13 protein-coding genes and 1 pseudogene are annotated in these 15,858 nt (G+C 61.1%); 9 read left to right on the forward strand and 5 right to left on the reverse strand.

Annotation, left to right across the window (positions count from 1 at the left end; genetic code table 11):
* The first annotated feature begins 45 nt into the window (after positions 1–45).
* A complete protein-coding gene (locus A7D21_RS13275) occupies positions 46–732 on the forward strand; it encodes an SOS response-associated peptidase family protein (protein WP_069551896.1) in 687 nt (228 codons plus the stop codon).
* Between the two features lie 39 nt (positions 733–771).
* Here the strand turns inward: A7D21_RS13275 and A7D21_RS13280 are convergent, their stop codons facing one another.
* Positions 772–1,080, reverse strand: a complete 309-nt coding sequence (locus A7D21_RS13280) for a hypothetical protein (protein ID WP_053255924.1) — start codon at positions 1,078–1,080, stop codon at positions 772–774.
* A gap of 962 nt (positions 1,081–2,042) precedes the next feature.
* On the opposite strand from A7D21_RS13280, the gene A7D21_RS13290 reads away from it, so the two are divergent.
* The gene (locus A7D21_RS13290; RefSeq protein ID WP_069551898.1) at positions 2,043–2,975 is read left to right on the forward strand and encodes a cation diffusion facilitator family transporter; all 933 of its coding nucleotides are present in this window, start codon (positions 2,043–2,045) and stop codon (positions 2,973–2,975) included.
* A 233-nt stretch (positions 2,976–3,208) separates the two neighbouring features.
* Entirely contained in the window at positions 3,209–3,394 is a 186-nt protein-coding gene (locus A7D21_RS35275) for a hypothetical protein (RefSeq protein ID WP_073637437.1), read from the forward strand.
* Positions 3,395–3,983: 589 nt separating this feature from the next.
* Here the strand turns inward: A7D21_RS35275 and A7D21_RS13295 are convergent.
* Positions 3,984–4,841 (reverse strand): S9 family peptidase, encoded by an 858-nt coding sequence (locus A7D21_RS13295; RefSeq protein WP_069551899.1) that lies wholly within the window; start codon positions 4,839–4,841, stop codon positions 3,984–3,986.
* A 171-nt stretch (positions 4,842–5,012) separates the two neighbouring features.
* Here A7D21_RS13295 and A7D21_RS13300 point away from each other — a divergent pair, with 171 nt between their 5' ends.
* A complete protein-coding gene (locus A7D21_RS13300; protein ID WP_069551900.1) occupies positions 5,013–5,624 on the forward strand; it encodes a cysteine hydrolase family protein in 612 nt (203 codons plus the stop codon).
* Between the two features lie 90 nt (positions 5,625–5,714).
* Here A7D21_RS13300 and treS read toward each other — a convergent pair whose 3' ends face one another.
* Together treS and A7D21_RS13310 are read right to left on the reverse strand one after the other, a co-directional pair.
* Entirely contained in the window at positions 5,715–7,781 is a 2,067-nt protein-coding gene (treS, locus tag A7D21_RS13305) for a maltose alpha-D-glucosyltransferase (RefSeq protein WP_069551901.1), read from the reverse strand.
* An 86-nt stretch (positions 7,782–7,867) separates the two neighbouring features.
* Positions 7,868–8,626 carry an AraC family transcriptional regulator gene (locus A7D21_RS13310; RefSeq protein WP_053255918.1) on the reverse strand — a complete coding sequence of 253 codons (759 nt, stop codon included), beginning with the start codon at positions 8,624–8,626 and terminating at the stop codon, positions 7,868–7,870.
* A 186-nt stretch (positions 8,627–8,812) separates the two neighbouring features.
* On the opposite strand from A7D21_RS13310, the gene A7D21_RS13315 reads away from it, so the two are divergent.
* Genes A7D21_RS13315 through A7D21_RS13335 form a run of 5 tightly spaced genes read left to right on the forward strand, consistent with a single transcriptional unit; the run spans position 8,813 to position 15,277 of the window.
* Positions 8,813–10,438 carry an APC family permease gene (locus A7D21_RS13315; protein ID WP_069551902.1) on the forward strand — a complete coding sequence of 542 codons (1,626 nt, stop codon included), beginning with the start codon at positions 8,813–8,815 and terminating at the stop codon, positions 10,436–10,438.
* 12 nt (positions 10,439–10,450) lie between these two features.
* Complete coding sequence (locus A7D21_RS13320; RefSeq protein ID WP_069551903.1) at positions 10,451–11,377, forward strand: 4-hydroxyproline epimerase; 927 nt, start codon at positions 10,451–10,453, stop codon at positions 11,375–11,377.
* A 32-nt stretch (positions 11,378–11,409) separates the two neighbouring features.
* Positions 11,410–12,357: a dihydrodipicolinate synthase family protein gene (locus tag A7D21_RS13325; RefSeq protein WP_053255915.1), complete on the forward strand. Its 948-nt coding sequence runs from the start codon at positions 11,410–11,412 to the stop codon at positions 12,355–12,357.
* Between the two features lie 58 nt (positions 12,358–12,415).
* On the forward strand, positions 12,416–13,987 hold the full coding sequence (locus tag A7D21_RS13330) for an aldehyde dehydrogenase (NADP(+)) (protein WP_069551904.1): 1,572 nt from the start codon (positions 12,416–12,418) through the stop codon (positions 13,985–13,987).
* Positions 13,988–13,990: 3 nt separating this feature from the next.
* The gene (locus tag A7D21_RS13335; protein WP_069551905.1) at positions 13,991–15,277 is read left to right on the forward strand and encodes an FAD-binding oxidoreductase; all 1,287 of its coding nucleotides are present in this window, start codon (positions 13,991–13,993) and stop codon (positions 15,275–15,277) included.
* Here the strand turns inward: A7D21_RS13335 and A7D21_RS13340 are convergent.
* Positions 15,274–15,528: pseudogene (locus A7D21_RS13340) on the reverse strand (ADP-ribosylglycohydrolase family protein); the annotation flags it as partial. The gene A7D21_RS13335 and the pseudogene A7D21_RS13340 overlap by 4 nt on opposite strands.
* Between the last annotated feature and the right edge of the window lie 330 nt (positions 15,529–15,858).

Raw genomic sequence — 15,858 nt, forward strand, 5'->3', positions numbered from 1 at the left:
GCCTGGCCACGATTGTCTAAGCTCACAGCGACTGAGGGCTAAGCCATGTGCGGAAGACTTTCACAGTATCGGGGCATTCATGACTTCGTCGCCGCGCTCAGTATGGCCAATGCGCTAGCGAACAACGCCGGTGAGCAACCGATCGAGCGTTACAACGTGGCCCCGACCAACCAGGTAGCCCTGCTGCACGTCCAGGGCGAACGGCTGTTGGCCGATCCGGTGCGGTGGGGATGGCGGCCGCATTGGGCAAGGGATCGCGTTACGCCAATCAATGCACGCGTCGAAAAAGTTGCCCACAGCGCGTTTTTCCGGGCGATCTGGCCGCACCGGGCAATCACGCCGATCGACAATTGGTTTGAGTGGGTCGATGAAGGTGGGCCGAAGAAACAGCCATACCTGATCCGCAGGCGCGACGGTGCGCCGGTTCTGTGTGCGTCCATTGGCCAACTGCCGGATGCCGATGAAGGTCCGGGCGAACATGACGGCTTTGTGATTATCACCGCCGACAGCGCTGGCGGGATGGTCGACATTCACGACCGCCGGCCGGTGGTGCTCACGCCGGAACTCGCGCGCGAATGGCTGGACCCGGCCACGTCAAAGGTGCGCGCCGAGCAGATGGCGTTGCACCAGGGTGAGCCCGCCGCGGCTTTCGAGTGGTTCAAGGTTGACCCCGCCGTGGGCAACGTGCGCAAACAAGGGCCGGAACTGATCCGGCCAATCAGCCGGCGATAGCCTGAAGCACGCCTGGCAAGTCTGATCGGTCTTAGACCATTAACCGCAGGCGTCTACGTGCAAGCCAATGCCCGTCTGTTTGGCCATCATGGTCAACATCAATTCCGCCGCCGCCGGGTCTCCCTGATGCAGTTTATGGAATAACGCTTCCATCAGGGCAACCGTCAGAAAGTCCGCATTGGCCGGCGAATGCTCAACAAAAACCAGTCCTTGGGAAGCAAATTCACTGTTTGCGCTCGCCTCTACGCCGGCAATCAAGTCCATCGTCTGCTCAACCAACTCGTCGACACAGGACGCCAGCTTATCCGCCAGATAAATAGACTCACTTTCAGTAAATTGCTGCTCCATCGTTAAGCCTCCTATTCACACCCAAGAGCCTGCGCGTTGCCCACCCAAATGGCCGCGCCTCGAACCCTGCGGCACGCATCCTGATCGCGAGCCCGCATGTTGTCGATAGTGGGGTTTCCGGTTTTTTCGAACTCGCGCCTGACAGGCGTACCAGGGTGGTTGAGCGCCTCCAGCCCCTCGCTAGGTAATTCACGGGGTACAGGCTTCGCCTCGGGAGGCGCTGCCGGTTTAGGCAACTCATTGATGGCCGCACCAAATCGCTGGAGTAACGGGCCCTCCGGCAATTCATCGGCGGCAACCGTGGTCGACATGAGCAACGTCAACAACGCCGTGCTGTATCCCTTAAACACTTTCAACACCTGACCCTTTGAGCGAACTGACTGAGTAGCCCGAGCTCAGCCTTCGCTGCACCCGAACAAGCAAACACTGCCCGCCCGACGGCCTGACGCCGGGTGATCGTTCGTGCGTCATGGCCGGGCGGGTAGCCGATTCTGAGCGAAACCGTTCGGCTGTGCACTTATTGAACTGTTATTGAACTGTAAATCCGCACGTTAACGGCAGCTGCTGTCGCGGCAAGCACCTTTATCGGCGTGCCACCGGCGAGTAATCACCGCGATCGGTTATGGCGGGCAGCACACGATTCAAGTTCGATATAAAACTCACCGCACCTACCTTATAAAGTCCCATAAAGCGGCGCTCGCTCATGCACGCGCTACAACAGTTGGGCAGTTTTCAACCTGCAGCTGGGCCGGCGTCTTAATTACGCGAAACATTAGCATTAACATCTGTAACCGCAGCCGTACTATATCGAGCTTAGATAGCTCTATTTAACGCTTCCAGCGCCTTGCTTTAATAGCGCTATAAACCTTACCCTCGCTCCCCCAATAAAGTCTAACTACTACCGTGCAAGCGGTGTTTTCGCACGGCGAGACGAGTCTCCATTTCAACTAGAGAAACAACACATGAACCATGAACAGTTCTCTGACGAACCTGAAGACGAAGGTTATAGTCAGCTCGAGCGTGCAGCGGCCGCCTCCCGGTGCACCTGGGTCAGCGTCATCGTCAATACCGTGCTCTCGCTCACCCAGATTGCAGTAGGCGTACTGTCAAAATCCCAGGGGCTTGTAGCCGATGGGATTCATTCACTCTCCGACTTGATCGCTGATTTTGTGGTGCTGTTCGCCAGCCATAAAGGCAAAGAGGATGCCGACGACGGCCACCCGTATGGGCACCTGCGTTTCGAGACCGCAGCCTCCATGGTGTTGGGCCTGTTACTGTTGATCGTGGGCATCGGCATGATCGTCTCCGCAGTGTTCAAGCTGCAAACCCCTGAGTCGATTCCTACGGTGCACGTTGCGGCCTTATGGGTGGCTGTTGCTGCGCTGGCGGCCAAGGAGCTGTTGTTTCGCTTCATGCTGAGAGTCGCCAAAAAAGTGAAGTCCAGCTTGCTGGTTGCCAATGCCTGGCACGCCAGGTCTGACGCCGCGTCCTCCTTGGTTGTCGGTGTAGGCATCGTGGGTAACCTGGCGGGTTACCCGATCCTTGACCCCATTGCTGCGCTTGTCGTCGGAGGCATGATCGCCAAGATGGGTGGGCACTTTACCTGGGACTCATTGCACGACCTGATGGACCGGTCTGCCGACGAGCAGGAAGTAGCAACTATTCGCGCGACGCTGCACAACACACCCGGCATTAAAGGTGTCCATGATCTACGCACACGAAAAATGGGGGACATGATCATTGTCGACGCGCATATCGAAGTGGACGCCTCAATCAGCGTTGAAGAAGGTCATGCGATTGCAGTGTGTGCCAGAGAAAACGTGATGCGTATCCCTCGCGTTTTGAACCTGATGACGCACGTGGACCCGTGGCGGCGTCCAGATCTTGATCATTAACCGGGCAAACCGATTGCCGCATGGATTATCAACAGTAGCGGCGGGTAACCCTTCACACTTTTATCACAACGTTTTCACACTTCATTAAGACGCGTTAAGTTGCCCAACCAAACTTAAGCCCGGGAACCGATCTCAATTATTTTTATTCATGCGTCCGTCGATCAAAACACCTAAACATTAAAAAATCTCACCGATAGTATGAACTCACACTGCAACTTCTTAAGGGGATCAACATGACATCGGCCATTACGGGTTCGACCCACCTCACACCCGCCCAACCGGCAGCCATCAAGCCTCAAGTTCGCCCAGCCGTGCAGGCAGACAGCGACGGCGATCATGACGGCAGCACGCCAGGTGAAGTCGAACAACCCAAAGCGACCTCAGGATCGATAGGTACGCAAGTCAACACGACGGCCTGACTGTCAGCAGAAATGGGCGCGGGGACTAATCCCCCTGCGCCTTTGAAGAATTTGCATCAGGGCCTGCCGCGGTAGAGAACGTATCGCCACGCAGCGCCGCAGCCGGTGCACTGAAACCAGCTCTCGCCTGCTCACGCGGAGAAAGCCTGTCATTTTCAGGAACGTGAATGACCGTCTTCATCCCCGTATGCTAGCTGGCTAACGCCATCCAAGCGGCGCCCGGCAGAACCCGCGAACGTCAGACAACCGAAGCGAAATACCCAGCATAAAACCCTGAGCTTACTGGCCTTAACCTGAAATAAAGCTATACCTAAATTGCACTCAATCAGGGGAACATCATGCTGTGCCTTAGGTTACTTTTCTTCACTAGCCCGAAATTCCGCTCCTTTGTCAGAATTGATCAAAACGGCGTCTGCTCAGGGCTCATTCGATGCCAACAATCGCCTGGCGAATCATGGGTGGAAGTCGATGAATTCTGCTTGAGCTGGCTCGGCAAACCGCTACCGGGCCACGCCTGTCAAACAAAGCGCGCTGCATGGGTCTGATGAAGACCGACGTCGGGTGACGTTCAACGTAAGGTCTAGATGCACTAGCGCAAGATGATCCATTGAAGCGCGTCCTCAACCGATTGACCGACGCCACCGGGCGTGACGTTGTGCCCCAGCTCGGGATAGAGCCGGTATGCAAATGCCTGGCCCTTGGCACTCATTGCGTCCAACCGCTCCATCGCCAGGAACGCCGGTGTTTGCAGGTCCTTGCCACCCAGCAGCCAGAGCCCTGGAATCGAAACCCGGGCAAGCGAGTCGCGGGGGTCCGTGTCGGCAAACGCGTAGCGGTCAGGGTCTTCAGCGATATGCGTGCGTACGTCGGTTTCGCTGTGGTTATTCCAGAAGTCCGCTTTGCCCTGCGTCAGGAATTGAAACCGCAGTTGCTCACGCGTTGTGAGCAGGGGCCCGCTGAACAACACCATGAAGCGCACGCCGGGGTTGTGTGCTGCCGCGATGGGAATGATCCAGCCAGCCTGGCTGAAACCGACCAGCCCAACCGGCAACCGACTGGCCGCCAGCGTGCTGGCTAAGGCCGCGACGGCTGCGTTCGCATCACCCGCCAACACCGCCAGGTTCGACGCATCCAGGTTGTTGGTGCCGACCTCCGGGCCTGCATAAACACCGGCAGATTGGCCGACACCCCGCTTGTCATAGGTCAACGCCGCGATACCCCGCGCGGCCAATAGCGTCGCGAAGTTTGTCATGCGTTTTTCCTGCCCGGAACCGTGCACCAGGACCACGCCGGCCTTAGGATGCTCAGGCAAGAAGACCGTGCCGGCCAGTGAAATACCGGCACTGGTGAAGGTAATGTCCTGTGTTGCAAAACCAGTCGGTTCAGCCAGGGTCAAACGGGGCAACAACACACACAGCCCAAGTAAAACACCCATGGATAGGCGCATGATTCAATCCTGAAAGGGGAACAGCCGAGTAGCGGTGGCGCTACGTTGCCATTACCCGGTTGCGATCTCGTGACGCGAGTCGTTCATAAACGCACCCGATCGAGGATTAAACGCCTATAACTGATGTGCCATCGCACAACCGTGCAAACACCCACCTATCGGAGCATCACGATGAACCCGACTAAAACCGCGCTGGTGTTAATTGAGTTCCAGAACGATTTCACCACCCCGGGCGGCGTCTTCCACGACGCCGTCAAGGGCGTCATGCACCAAACCGACATGCTGGCGAACACCGCTACCACGATCCAACAGGCACGCAAGCTGGGCGTGAAGATCATTCACATGCCGATCCAATTTGCCGAGGGCTACCCCGAGCTGACGAACCGCTCTTACGGGATTCTCAAAGGCGTGGCAGACGGCAGCGCCTTTCGCGCAGGCAGCTGGGGCGCCGAGATCAGCGCCGCGCTGACCCGTGAGCCCGCCGACATCGTGGTAGAGGGCAAACGCGGGCTGGACGCCTTTGCCACCACCGGCCTGGACCTGGTGTTGCGCAACAATGGCATCCAGAACCTGGTGGTTGCGGGCTTCCTGACTAACTGCTGTGTCGAAGGCACGGTTCGATCCGGTTATGAAAAGGGCTACGACGTCGTCACGTTGACCGACTGCACCGCGACCTTCAGTGAGGAGCAACAACACGCTGCCGAGCACTTCACCCTGCCGATGTTTTCGCAGACGCTGAAACACACCGCGTTTCTGCACGCGTTGAACGCCATCCCGTCCTGAAATAGCGTTACTGCGGCCTCACCCCAACGCCCGATGCAACGCATCGGGGGTTTTGTATGGCGTCGACGAGTCGATACGCGTGTTCAGCACCTACAGCATCGGCGAATGACTGACCACCCGCAGCGCCAGCCCTTCGTAGGCATCGAGTGTGATGGTGAAATCACCCTCGGCGGTGAGATCGCCTTCAACCCGCTCATTGATGATGTCCACCACTGGCCCCGGCGCGATGTTCGGCAGGTGCAGGGTTTCAGTGATCGGTGTGGCGCCGAAGTTAAGCGCGGTGATTTGCGTGCCCTTCCCGGCCGGCAACTCGTGAACCATGATCAGCAAACCAGGATGCTCGACATCCGGCACCAGAATCTGGCGGCTGGCGGCGATCCCGTAGGCATTGCGCACCGCGAGGATTTTCTGCAGCTGTGCGGCAAATGACTCCGGGTCCTGCAATTGGTGGTTGAGACTGCCGTACAAGGTTTTCGAACGCGGCATTTGCCCTGCGGACAGCTCGGCATCCGGGTTCAGGTCCACCAGGTCATAGGCGCCTCGATGGATCCAGCGGGTGTCCCCATCGCCCATCAAGTGCGCCACCTCATCGGCCGCCAGTGGCAACGCGCCCACCAGGTCCCAGCCGGACAAGGCAAACACCCCCGGCTGCATGGCGTTGTACATCACCAACAGCAAATGGATCTGGCGGATCTGCTGGATGTCGGCCGGCGTAATCGCCTCCAGGTCACGAATGCCAAGGGCGGCGGTGATAATGCTGGCGGTGGTGCAGGACACGCCGTTGGTCACGAATTTGAGGTTATACGGCGCATGGTCACCGGCCAGGCGCTCATACATCTGTTCGCGAATATGCTCGCGCAGGATGTTGCCGGGGAACGTCTGACCTTGATAGAGGTAGCTGTCGTGGGCGTGCAAGGTCCAGAAATGCACGAGTTCCAGGGTCAGCTCATCGTGATTCTGCAAGGCATGGATGAGTGAACCGGGATCGATGCCCTGGCTGTGCATCTCACGCAACATCAGGCGCAGAAATTCGGTGTCGCCCATCAGCAACGCATGCTGGTAAGCCGGCCGCGTGATGAAGTCATAGGAAAGATCGGCGCCGCCGTGAGACATGGCCGCGATGTCGTCTACGGTCAGGTTCAGCTCTTGAAAGCTGAACCCGCCCGCCTTACGGATCGCCCCGCCCAACAACTGGTTGCCGGTAATAGACAGCGGATGGCTCTCCGACCAGGCGGTGCCATCCAACTTGCGCTCCACGCCGAGGAAACCATTGGCATCGAGGCGCAGGATCTTGGCGCCCATCACATCAATGGCATGCAGGGCATCGCCGATGATCATCTGCTGCGCCGCAAACGAAGGGTCCAGCCAGTTCAGTGACGGCTGGCCTTCCTTGAAGTAATGCAGGTACACCCAGCGGCGCGGCTTGCCATCCACGCCGACGACCACCGGTGTTGCGCTCCAGTCGGTTTCCTTGACGCCGGGTTCGAAGAAAATCACCCGCTGTAACTGGCCAACGATGTAATGCTTGTCGCGCAGCGCATCCACCTGCAGCGGGCTGAGGTTCTGCGCATCACGGCCCTGCGCCACTTCAGGTAGCAGCGGCCAGTCCTCTTCGCGGATTTCCACCATGTGGTACAGGCCGGGATAGTCCTCGTACGCCATCTCGGCCAGGCGAAAATCGGCGCCCTTGCCGGTATGGGAGGGAATCACGTCGTCAATGATCACCGCATTATGCGCGGCAGCCATGCGCGTCAGCGCCTGCAACTGTGCTTCGGTGCCGAGTTGCGGGTCGATGTCGAAACTGATGCGGTCGAAATTACCGTCGATGGTCGGCGTATGCCGGGTGCCGGAAAGCCCACCAGACTTTTTCAGCGGGCCATTGTGAATGCCCTGGATGCCGATCTTCGACAGCGCATGCCACAGGCTCTCATCGCCGAGCGCCTCGAGCACCGTGCCGTGCTCACGGGTCACAATCGACGCCGGGTACGCGGTAAACCACACCGACGACAACGCGGTGGCATCACGGGGCCGGGTCTGCGCATACGGCTGCTGCCACAACCGCCCCTGCCCCGAATAGAGCTTGGCCCGTTGACGCGCCGCGTTGAGCATCGATTGTTGCACCAGCCAGTTCACATGATCGTTGTCAGCCGCCGTCATAAGCCCAATACCTGTGTTCGTGAAAAGGTTACTCGTAAGCATAGGAGGGGCGACGGGGGCGATTCGTTGCATCGCAATACGTGCAACTACTCCAGCTGGCGATATTGCCTTGGCGTAAACCCGGTCAACGCCTTGAACTGGCGGGTAAATGCACTGTGGTCGGTGTACCCGCATTGCAACGCCACTTCGGTGATGGGCAGGTCGGTGTGCAGTAACCGATGCGCATGCTCCAGGCGCACTTTTTGGATCATCTGCCGTGGCGTCAGGTGGAACACCCGTTTGCAATAGCGTTCCAGCTGCGCCACGGAAATCCCGGCGATCCGCGTCAGTTCGCCAAGGGTGACGCGCCGGTTGAAATGCTCACGGATGTGCTCATCCACGGCCGCCAGACGCTGGTACGCCGGGTGCGTTTCACTGGCTGACTGAAGGTCCACCGAAATACCCGCCAAGCCAATGATCTCCCCGCGCTGGTTGTACAGCGGCCATTTATGGGTCAGGCACCAGCCGGGTTCACGGCTGCCGTAAAGATGCAGTTCCAGCTGATCTTCAAGCACAAACCCCTGCTCCAGCACGCGCCGATCCTGCTCGGTATAACCCGGCCCCAGTTGAGCGGGGAACACCTCGGCGCTGGTCTTGCCGAGCAATGGTTGCAGCTGCTTGAGGCCACAGCGTTGCACCAGCGTCCGGTTGGCGAGCAGGTAGCGGGCGTCGATGTCCTTGATGAAGATCGCGGCATTGGGGATCACATCCAGCAGCGGCAACAGCTGCGCCGCTCCGGCCAATAGCTGTTCGATGCTGTGGGGACGAGCCCCCTGGAATAGGGCCGTAAACGCGCTCTGCACCATGACGTTGATTGCTCATTCATTCGTCGACGCCAGGCAGATTGCGCCATCTGCGCGGCACTGTCGAGCACCGCAAAGTGTGCTGAATTCGTCATCCATCGCCATGCAAAACATCAATCGCCGCCGCGTTCGTGGGTTCACGATAGCGCCACTGCATGCCTATCCAATAACTCACAAGAAGGCGCCGCCATGTCTGCTCAAGGCAAGTTCAAGAAACAACTTTCACTGATGGACCTCACCTTTATCGGGCTGGGCGCCATCTTCGGTTCGGGCTGGTTGTTCGCGGCCAGCCACGTGTCCGCGATCGCCGGGCCTGCCGGGATTATTTCCTGGCTGATCGGCGGTTTCGCCGTGCTGCTCTTGGGTATTGTGTACTGCGAACTCGGCGCCGCCCTGCCGCGTGCCGGTGGCGTGGTGCGTTACCCGGTTTACTCCCATGGCCCACTGCTGGGCTACCTGATGGGCTTTATCACGCTGATCGCGTTCTCAAGCCTGGTGGCGATTGAAGTGGTCGCCTCGCGCCAATACGCAGCGGCCTGGTTTCCCGAACTGACCAAGGTCGGCTCCAACGACCCGCCCCCCCTCGGCTGGCTGCTGCAGTTCGCCCTGCTGTGCCTGTTTTTTATCCTCAACTACCGCAGCGTAAAGACCTTCGCCATCGCCAATAACCTGGTGAGCGTATTCAAGTTCATCGTGCCGCTGCTGGTGATCGGCGTGCTCTTCACCTTCTTCAAACCGGCGAACTTTCAGGTCCAGGGTTTTGCGCCATTCGGCTTGTCGGGCATTGAAATGGCGGTATCGGCCGGCGGTGTGATTTTTGCCTACCTGGGCCTGACGCCGATCATCTCGGTGGCCAGTGAAGTGAAAAACCCGCAACGCACCATTCCGATTGCGCTGATTCTGTCGGTGCTGCTGTCGACGGCCATTTATGTGCTGCTGCAAACCGCGTTCCTTGGGGGCGTGCCAACCGCGATGCTCGCCGACGGTTGGGCCGGGATCAGCAAGGAGCTGGCGCTGCCCTATCGCGATATTGCGCTGGCTCTGGGCGTGGGTTGGTTGGCCTATCTGGTGGTGGCCGATGCTGTGATCTCCCCCAGCGGCTGCGGCAATATCTACATGAACGCCACCCCGCGTGTGGTGTACGGCTGGGCGCAGACCGGCACGTTCTTCAAGCTCTTCACGCGTATCGACGAAAAATCCGGCATCCCGCGCCCAGCGTTGTGGCTGACCTTTGGCCTGTCGGTGTTCTGGACCCTGCCGTTCCCGTCCTGGGAAGCGCTGATCAATGTGGTGTCCGCAGCGCTGATCCTCAGTTACGCCGTCGCCCCGGTCACCGTCGCTGCGTTGCGCCGCAATGCACCGGGTATGGCGCGGCCGTTCCGGGTCAAGGGCATGGCGGTACTGGGGCCGCTGTCGTTCATCATCGCCGCGTTGATCGTGTACTGGTCCGGCTGGAGCACCGTGTCGTGGCTGCTCGGCCTGCAAATCCTCATGTTTGGGGTGTACCTGCTGTGCGCGCGCTGGGTGCCGACTGCGCACCTGAACCTCAAGCAACAAGTGCGCGCCTCGGCGTGGCTGATCGGCTTCTACGCGGTGACCATCCTGCTGTCCAAACTCGGCAGCTTCGGCGGTATCGGGGCGATCAGCCACCCGTTTGACACGCTGGTGGTCGCGGTCTGTGCCCTGGGTATCTATTACTGGGGCGCCGCCACCGGCGTGCCTGCGCACCTCGTGCGCCTGGAACACGAAGATGACGAAAGCGAAGCCGTCAGCGACCTTCGTCACCACGCCTCATTGTCCCCGGCCACCCACTGATTGGAGCGTTTTATGAAACGGTTGCACGTTATCGACTCCCACACCGGCGGCGAACCCACACGCCTGGTCATGACCGGTTTTCCTCAGCTCACGGGCACCACCATCGCCGCCAAGCTCGACCACCTGCGCAGCGCGCACGATCAATGGCGACGCGCCTGCCTGCTGGAACCGCGCGGCAATGACGTACTGGTCGGCGCACTGTACTGCGAGCCCATCACGCCGGGGGCTACATGCGGGGTGATCTTTTTCAATAACGCCGGTTACCTCGGCATGTGCGGCCACGGCACCCTCGGCCTGGTCGCCTCCCTGCACCACCTGGGGCACATCGCGCCTGGGGTGCACACCATCGACACGCCGGTGGGTCCCGTCGCCGCCACCTTGCACGAAGACGGCGCCGTGACCCTGCGCAATGTGCCCGCCTACCGCTATCGCCAGCAGGTGCCGGTGGACGTGCCTGGCCATGGGCGGGTGTATGGCGATATCGCCTGGGGCGGCAACTGGTTTTTCCTGGTCTCGGAGCATGGCCAAACCCTGCAAATGGACAATGTCGACGCCCTCACCGACTACACCTGGGCGATGCTCAAGGCCCTGGAGCACCAAGGCATTCACGGTGCAGACGGCGCGCTGATCGACCATATCGAACTGTTCGCCGACGACGCCCATGCCGACAGCCGCAACTTTGTGATGTGCCCCGGCAAGGCCTACGACCGTTCGCCATGCGGCACCGGCACCAGCGCCAAACTGGCGTGCCTGGCCGCCGATGGAAAACTCGCCCCCGGCGCGCCGTGGGTACAAGCCAGCATCACCGGCAGCCAATTCGAAGCCCGTTATGAATGGGAGGGCGAGCGCATTCGCCCCTTCATCACCGGCCGCGCGTACATGACCGCCGACAGCACCCTGCTGATCGACGAACACGACCCTTTCGCCTGGGGCATCTGAGCCCCCGATCTATAGTCCAAGGAGTTAGCACAATGAGCGACAACATCTTTACCGGCTGCATCCCCGCGCTGATGACCCCGTGCACTGCCGAGCGCAAGCCGGACTTCGACGCGCTGGTCGCCAAAGGCCGCGAGCTGGTCGATATCGGCATGAGCGCCGTGGTGTATTGCGGTTCCATGGGGGACTGGCCGTTGCTGACCGAGGCCGAGCGCCAGGAAGGTGTGGCCCGCCTGGTCGCCGCCGGTGTGCCGACCATCGTCGGCACCGGCGCGGTGAACAGCCGTGAGGCGGTGGCCCACGCAGCCCATGCAGCCCACGTCGGTGCCCATGGTTTGATGGTGATCCCGCGCGTGTTGTCCCGTGGTGCGTCTGCAACGGCGCAAAAAGCGCACTTCTCGGCCATCCTCAAGGCCGCGCCCAACCTGCCGGCGGTGATCTACAACAGCCCATACTACGGCTTCGCCACCCGCGCTGAGCTGTTCTTCGAACTGCGCCGCGAACACCCGAACCTGATCGGCTTCAAGGAATTCGGCGGCGGTGCCGACCTGCGCTACGCGGCGGAAAACATCACCTCCCAGGACGCTAACGTGACCCTGATGGTCGGTGTCGACACCCAAGTGGTACACGGTTTCGTCAACTGCAACGCCACCGGCGCGATTACCGGCATCGGCAACGCCCTGCCTCGGGAAGTGCTGCAACTGGTCGCCCTGAGCAAGCAGGCGGCCAAAGGCGACGCCAAGGCCCGACGCCTGGCGCGTGAACTGGAAGCCGCGCTGGCCGTGCTGTCGTCCTTCGATGAAGGCTGCGATCTGGTGCTGTATTACAAGCACTTGATGGTGCTCAACGGCGACCAGGGCTACGCCCTGCACTTCAACCAAACCGACATACTCAGCGACGCCCAGCGGCATTACGCCGAGAACCAGTACGCGCTGTTCCGTCAGTGGTACAGCAACTGGTCGGCCGAACAGAACCTCGACTGATCGCTTCGCGCCGCTGTGGTGCGCACAGCGGCCAACCCTTTTTTACCAGGACGACCCCATGACTCTGACGGGCAAGATGCTGATCGGTCAGCGCGCAGTTTCCGGCAATCGCGAAGCGATCCGGGCCATCAACCCTGCGACCGGCACGCCAATGGAACCGGCCTACGCCGGCGGCCATGGCGAGCACGTTGAGCAGGCGTGCGCGCTGGCGTGGGCCGCTTTCGACAGCTACCGAGAAACCTCACTGGCGGAGCGCGCCGCGTTTCTTGAAGCGATTGCGGACAACATTGAAGCCCTCGGCGATGCGTTGATCGAACGCGCCGTGGCCGAAACCGGCCTGCCGCGCCCACGCATTCAAGGCGAACGCGGCCGGACGTGCGGGCAGTTGCGAACCTTTGCCCGCACTGTGCGCGCCGGTGAATGGCTGGATGTGCGCGTGGACACGGCGCAGCCGCAACGGCAGCCGCTGCCGCGTGCGGACCTGCGTCAACGGCAGATCGCGCTGGGGCCCGTGGCCGTGTTTGGCGCAAGTAATTTCCCGTTGGCGTTCTCGGTGGCGGGCGGTGATACCGCGTCAGCATTCGCAGCCGGTTGCCCGGTGATCGTCAAGGCCCACGGCGCGCATCCCGGCACCAGTGAGCTGGTCGGCCGCGCAGTGGCCAAGGCGGTTAAAGACTGTGGGTTGCCGCAGGGTGTGTTTTCGCTGCTGTACGGTTCGGGTCGCGAGGTGGGCATTGCATTGGTCACCGAGCCGCGTATCAAGGCCGTCGGCTTTACCGGTTCGCGCAGCGGCGGTATCGCGCTGACCCAGGCGGCACAGGCGCGGCCGGAGCCGATTCCGGTGTATGCGGAAATGAGTTCGATCAACCCGGTGTACCTGTTTCCTGCCGCCCTGGAGGCGCGCGCGCAACGCCTGGCCGAGGGCTTTGTGGCTTCGTTGACCCAAGGCGCCGGGCAGTTCTGTACGAACCCGGGGCTGGTGATCGCGATCGCCGGCGCGGCCCTTGATCGCTTCGTCGCCACCGTGAGCGAACGGCTCCCGGGCTGCGCGGCGCAGACCATGCTCACACCCGGCATTTTCAATGCCTACACAGCCGGTGTGCGCGCACTCGCAGAACACGCTCAGGTCGTCGCAAAAGGCTTGGCGGCCGAAGGCCCTAACCAAGGCCAGGCACAGGTGTTCATCACCGGCGCCGACGCGTTTTTAACCCATGCGCCGCTGCAAGCGGAGGTGTTCGGCGCGGCCTCCCTGGTGGTGGTGTGCGCCGACGATGCGCAAGTCCGCCAGGTTTGCGAACACCTGGAAGGCCAACTGACCGCCACGTTGCACTTGGATGAGGATGACCTGATACGCGCCAAAGCCTTGCTCCCCATACTGGAACGCAAGGCCGGTCGCCTGCTGGTCAACGGCTGGCCGACGGGCGTGGAGGTCTGCGACGCCATCGTCCACGGTGGCCCCTTCCCTGCCACATCCGACTCACGCAGCACCTCGGTCGGCACGGCGGCGATCCTGCGGTTCCTGCGCCCGGTGTGCTACCAGGATGTCCCGGACAGTTTGCTGCCGAGCGCGCTGCAACACGGCAACCCGCTGTTGTTGCGGCGGTTGCTCAATGGCCAGAGAGAGGCTTAGGCAATGCCTGACTCCAACTCAGCAGATATCGCGGTCATCGGCGCCGGCATCATTGGCGTCGCGTGCGCCCTGCAATTGGCGCGTCAAGGCCGCCGAGTGGTGGTCATCGACCCACAGGACCCGGGCATGGGCGCCTCCTACGGCAACGCCGGGCACCTGGCCACCGAGCAGGTCTTTCCGATTGCCGACGTGTCGATTCTCAAACGCCTGCCCGCCATGCTGATGGACCCCATGGGCCCATTGCGCCTGGACTGGAAATACCTGCCCCGTGCCCTGCCCTGGTTTGTGCGCCTGTTGCTGAACCTGCGCCCGGCGAACTATCGGCGCACGGTCGCGGGCATTCGCGCGCTGAATGAGGCCAGCCTGGGCGCGTGGCAACGGTTGCTGCACAGCATCGACCGGGCCCACCTGTTGCGCCAGGACGGCTCGTTACTGGTGTTTGAGCGCGCCGCCTCCCGTGAGGCGCTCGATGCGCTGCGCCAGCGCATGCAGCAGCAAAACGTGCCGGTGGCTGACTGGTCGGGTTCGGCTGTGCGCGCGGCGGCGCCGCAGTTAAGCGACGAGATCCAAGGCGGCTTGTTTTTCCCGGCGACCGGGCATTTTGTTGACCCGTACACGGTGGTGTGCGAACTGGTGAACGCCGCCAAGGCCCACGGCGTGCAATTTATCAAGCAGCACGTGGTGGATGGGCGGCTGGCGCCAGAGGGTGTGTCACTGCTGACCGAACAGGGCACGTTCACTGCACGCCAGGTACTGATCGCCTGCGGCGCGCACTCGGCGAAACTGACTGCGGCACTGACCGGCAAAAAAGTCCCGCTGGACACCGAGCGCGGCTACCACCTGATGTTGCCGTTTGAGCCGCACCGCCTGCCCTTTGCCGTCACCTCGTTCGAACGCAAGTTCATCATGACGCCCATGGCCACCGGCTTGCGCCTGGCAGGCACCGTCGAATTCGCCGGGCTCGATCGCCCGGCAAATATGCAACGCGCATGGCAGTTGCACCGGCTGAGCCAGGGTTTGTTTCGCCACGACCTGAACGTGCAAGGCGCCACACCGTGGATGGGGTTTCGGCCATCGCTGCCTGACTCGCTGCCGATCATTGATCGGGTGTGCAATGGCAAGGTGCTGCTTGCGTTCGGGCACCAGCATTTGGGCTTGACGCAGGCCGCAGTGACCGCGGAAGTCGTCGTGCAGCTGGCAGCCGCAACGCCATCGCTATCGGGCCTGCCAGCGCTTGAGTGCTTCCGGTTGGATCGCTTCCAGGCCAACCTGCTGCGTGAGGCGTTTTAGTCACGGGCTTGGGATGCGCCCAATAGAGCATCGGCCGTCGCTTGAATCTCATCGCGCATCCACAGCTTTTCCAGCCAGCCCGCCGGGATACCTTGAACGCCATAATAAGCGCCCGCCAACTGGCCGACGATGGCCGCCGTGGTATCTGCATCATCCCCCAGGTTCGCGGCCGCGAGCACGGCATCCGCAAAGCACTCGGTGTGCTGAAAACACCAGAACGCGGCTTCCAGGAGCGCTGATCCAGGCACCCGGTTATACCACTCGACTGACCGCCTCCTCCGGGGGTTGAGCGCGGCCTTTGCAAAGAATCAGATAAGTCCTGCGCGGTCTGTAGGAACGACCTCCCAGGATGCTTGCCAGTTGCAGACATCCCGCCAGCACACGGGCGCCGCGCGAAAGCGCCGGGCCGATCGCGCTCTGCGCCGGCGGCATGTCCCCCCACCCAGATGGCTGACTAAACATCAGGTGACGATTCTGACGGCCCCAACCCAAAAAGTAGCTGATAAAACCTACGCATTCATTGTGTACGAGACCGCTGTCTTGAAAAATAAGTCTTCACCTGCTTCATCCAACTGGTGCTG

Origin of the sequence: Pseudomonas sp. AP19 (assembly GCF_001728855.1) — a bacterium.
GTDB classification, from domain to species: Bacteria; Pseudomonadota; Gammaproteobacteria; order Pseudomonadales; family Pseudomonadaceae; genus Aquipseudomonas; species Aquipseudomonas fluorescens.

Coding starts and splice junctions, on each gene's coding strand:
- A7D21_RS13275 (WP_069551896.1), top strand. CDS start 46: ATGTGCGGAAGACTTTCACAGTATCGGGGCATTCATGACTTCGTCGCC.
- A7D21_RS13280 (WP_053255924.1), bottom strand. CDS start 1,080: ATGGAGCAGCAATTTACTGAAAGTGAGTCTATTTATCTGGCGGATAAG.
- A7D21_RS13290 (WP_069551898.1), top strand. CDS start 2,043: ATGAACCATGAACAGTTCTCTGACGAACCTGAAGACGAAGGTTATAGT.
- A7D21_RS35275 (WP_073637437.1), top strand. CDS start 3,209: ATGACATCGGCCATTACGGGTTCGACCCACCTCACACCCGCCCAACCG.
- A7D21_RS13295 (WP_069551899.1), bottom strand. CDS start 4,841: ATGCGCCTATCCATGGGTGTTTTACTTGGGCTGTGTGTGTTGTTGCCC.
- A7D21_RS13300 (WP_069551900.1), top strand. CDS start 5,013: ATGAACCCGACTAAAACCGCGCTGGTGTTAATTGAGTTCCAGAACGAT.
- treS (WP_069551901.1), bottom strand. CDS start 7,781: ATGACGGCGGCTGACAACGATCATGTGAACTGGCTGGTGCAACAATCG.
- A7D21_RS13310 (WP_053255918.1), bottom strand. CDS start 8,626: ATGGTGCAGAGCGCGTTTACGGCCCTATTCCAGGGGGCTCGTCCCCAC.
- A7D21_RS13315 (WP_069551902.1), top strand. CDS start 8,813: ATGTCTGCTCAAGGCAAGTTCAAGAAACAACTTTCACTGATGGACCTC.
- A7D21_RS13320 (WP_069551903.1), top strand. CDS start 10,451: ATGAAACGGTTGCACGTTATCGACTCCCACACCGGCGGCGAACCCACA.
- A7D21_RS13325 (WP_053255915.1), top strand. CDS start 11,410: ATGAGCGACAACATCTTTACCGGCTGCATCCCCGCGCTGATGACCCCG.
- A7D21_RS13330 (WP_069551904.1), top strand. CDS start 12,416: ATGACTCTGACGGGCAAGATGCTGATCGGTCAGCGCGCAGTTTCCGGC.
- A7D21_RS13335 (WP_069551905.1), top strand. CDS start 13,991: ATGCCTGACTCCAACTCAGCAGATATCGCGGTCATCGGCGCCGGCATC.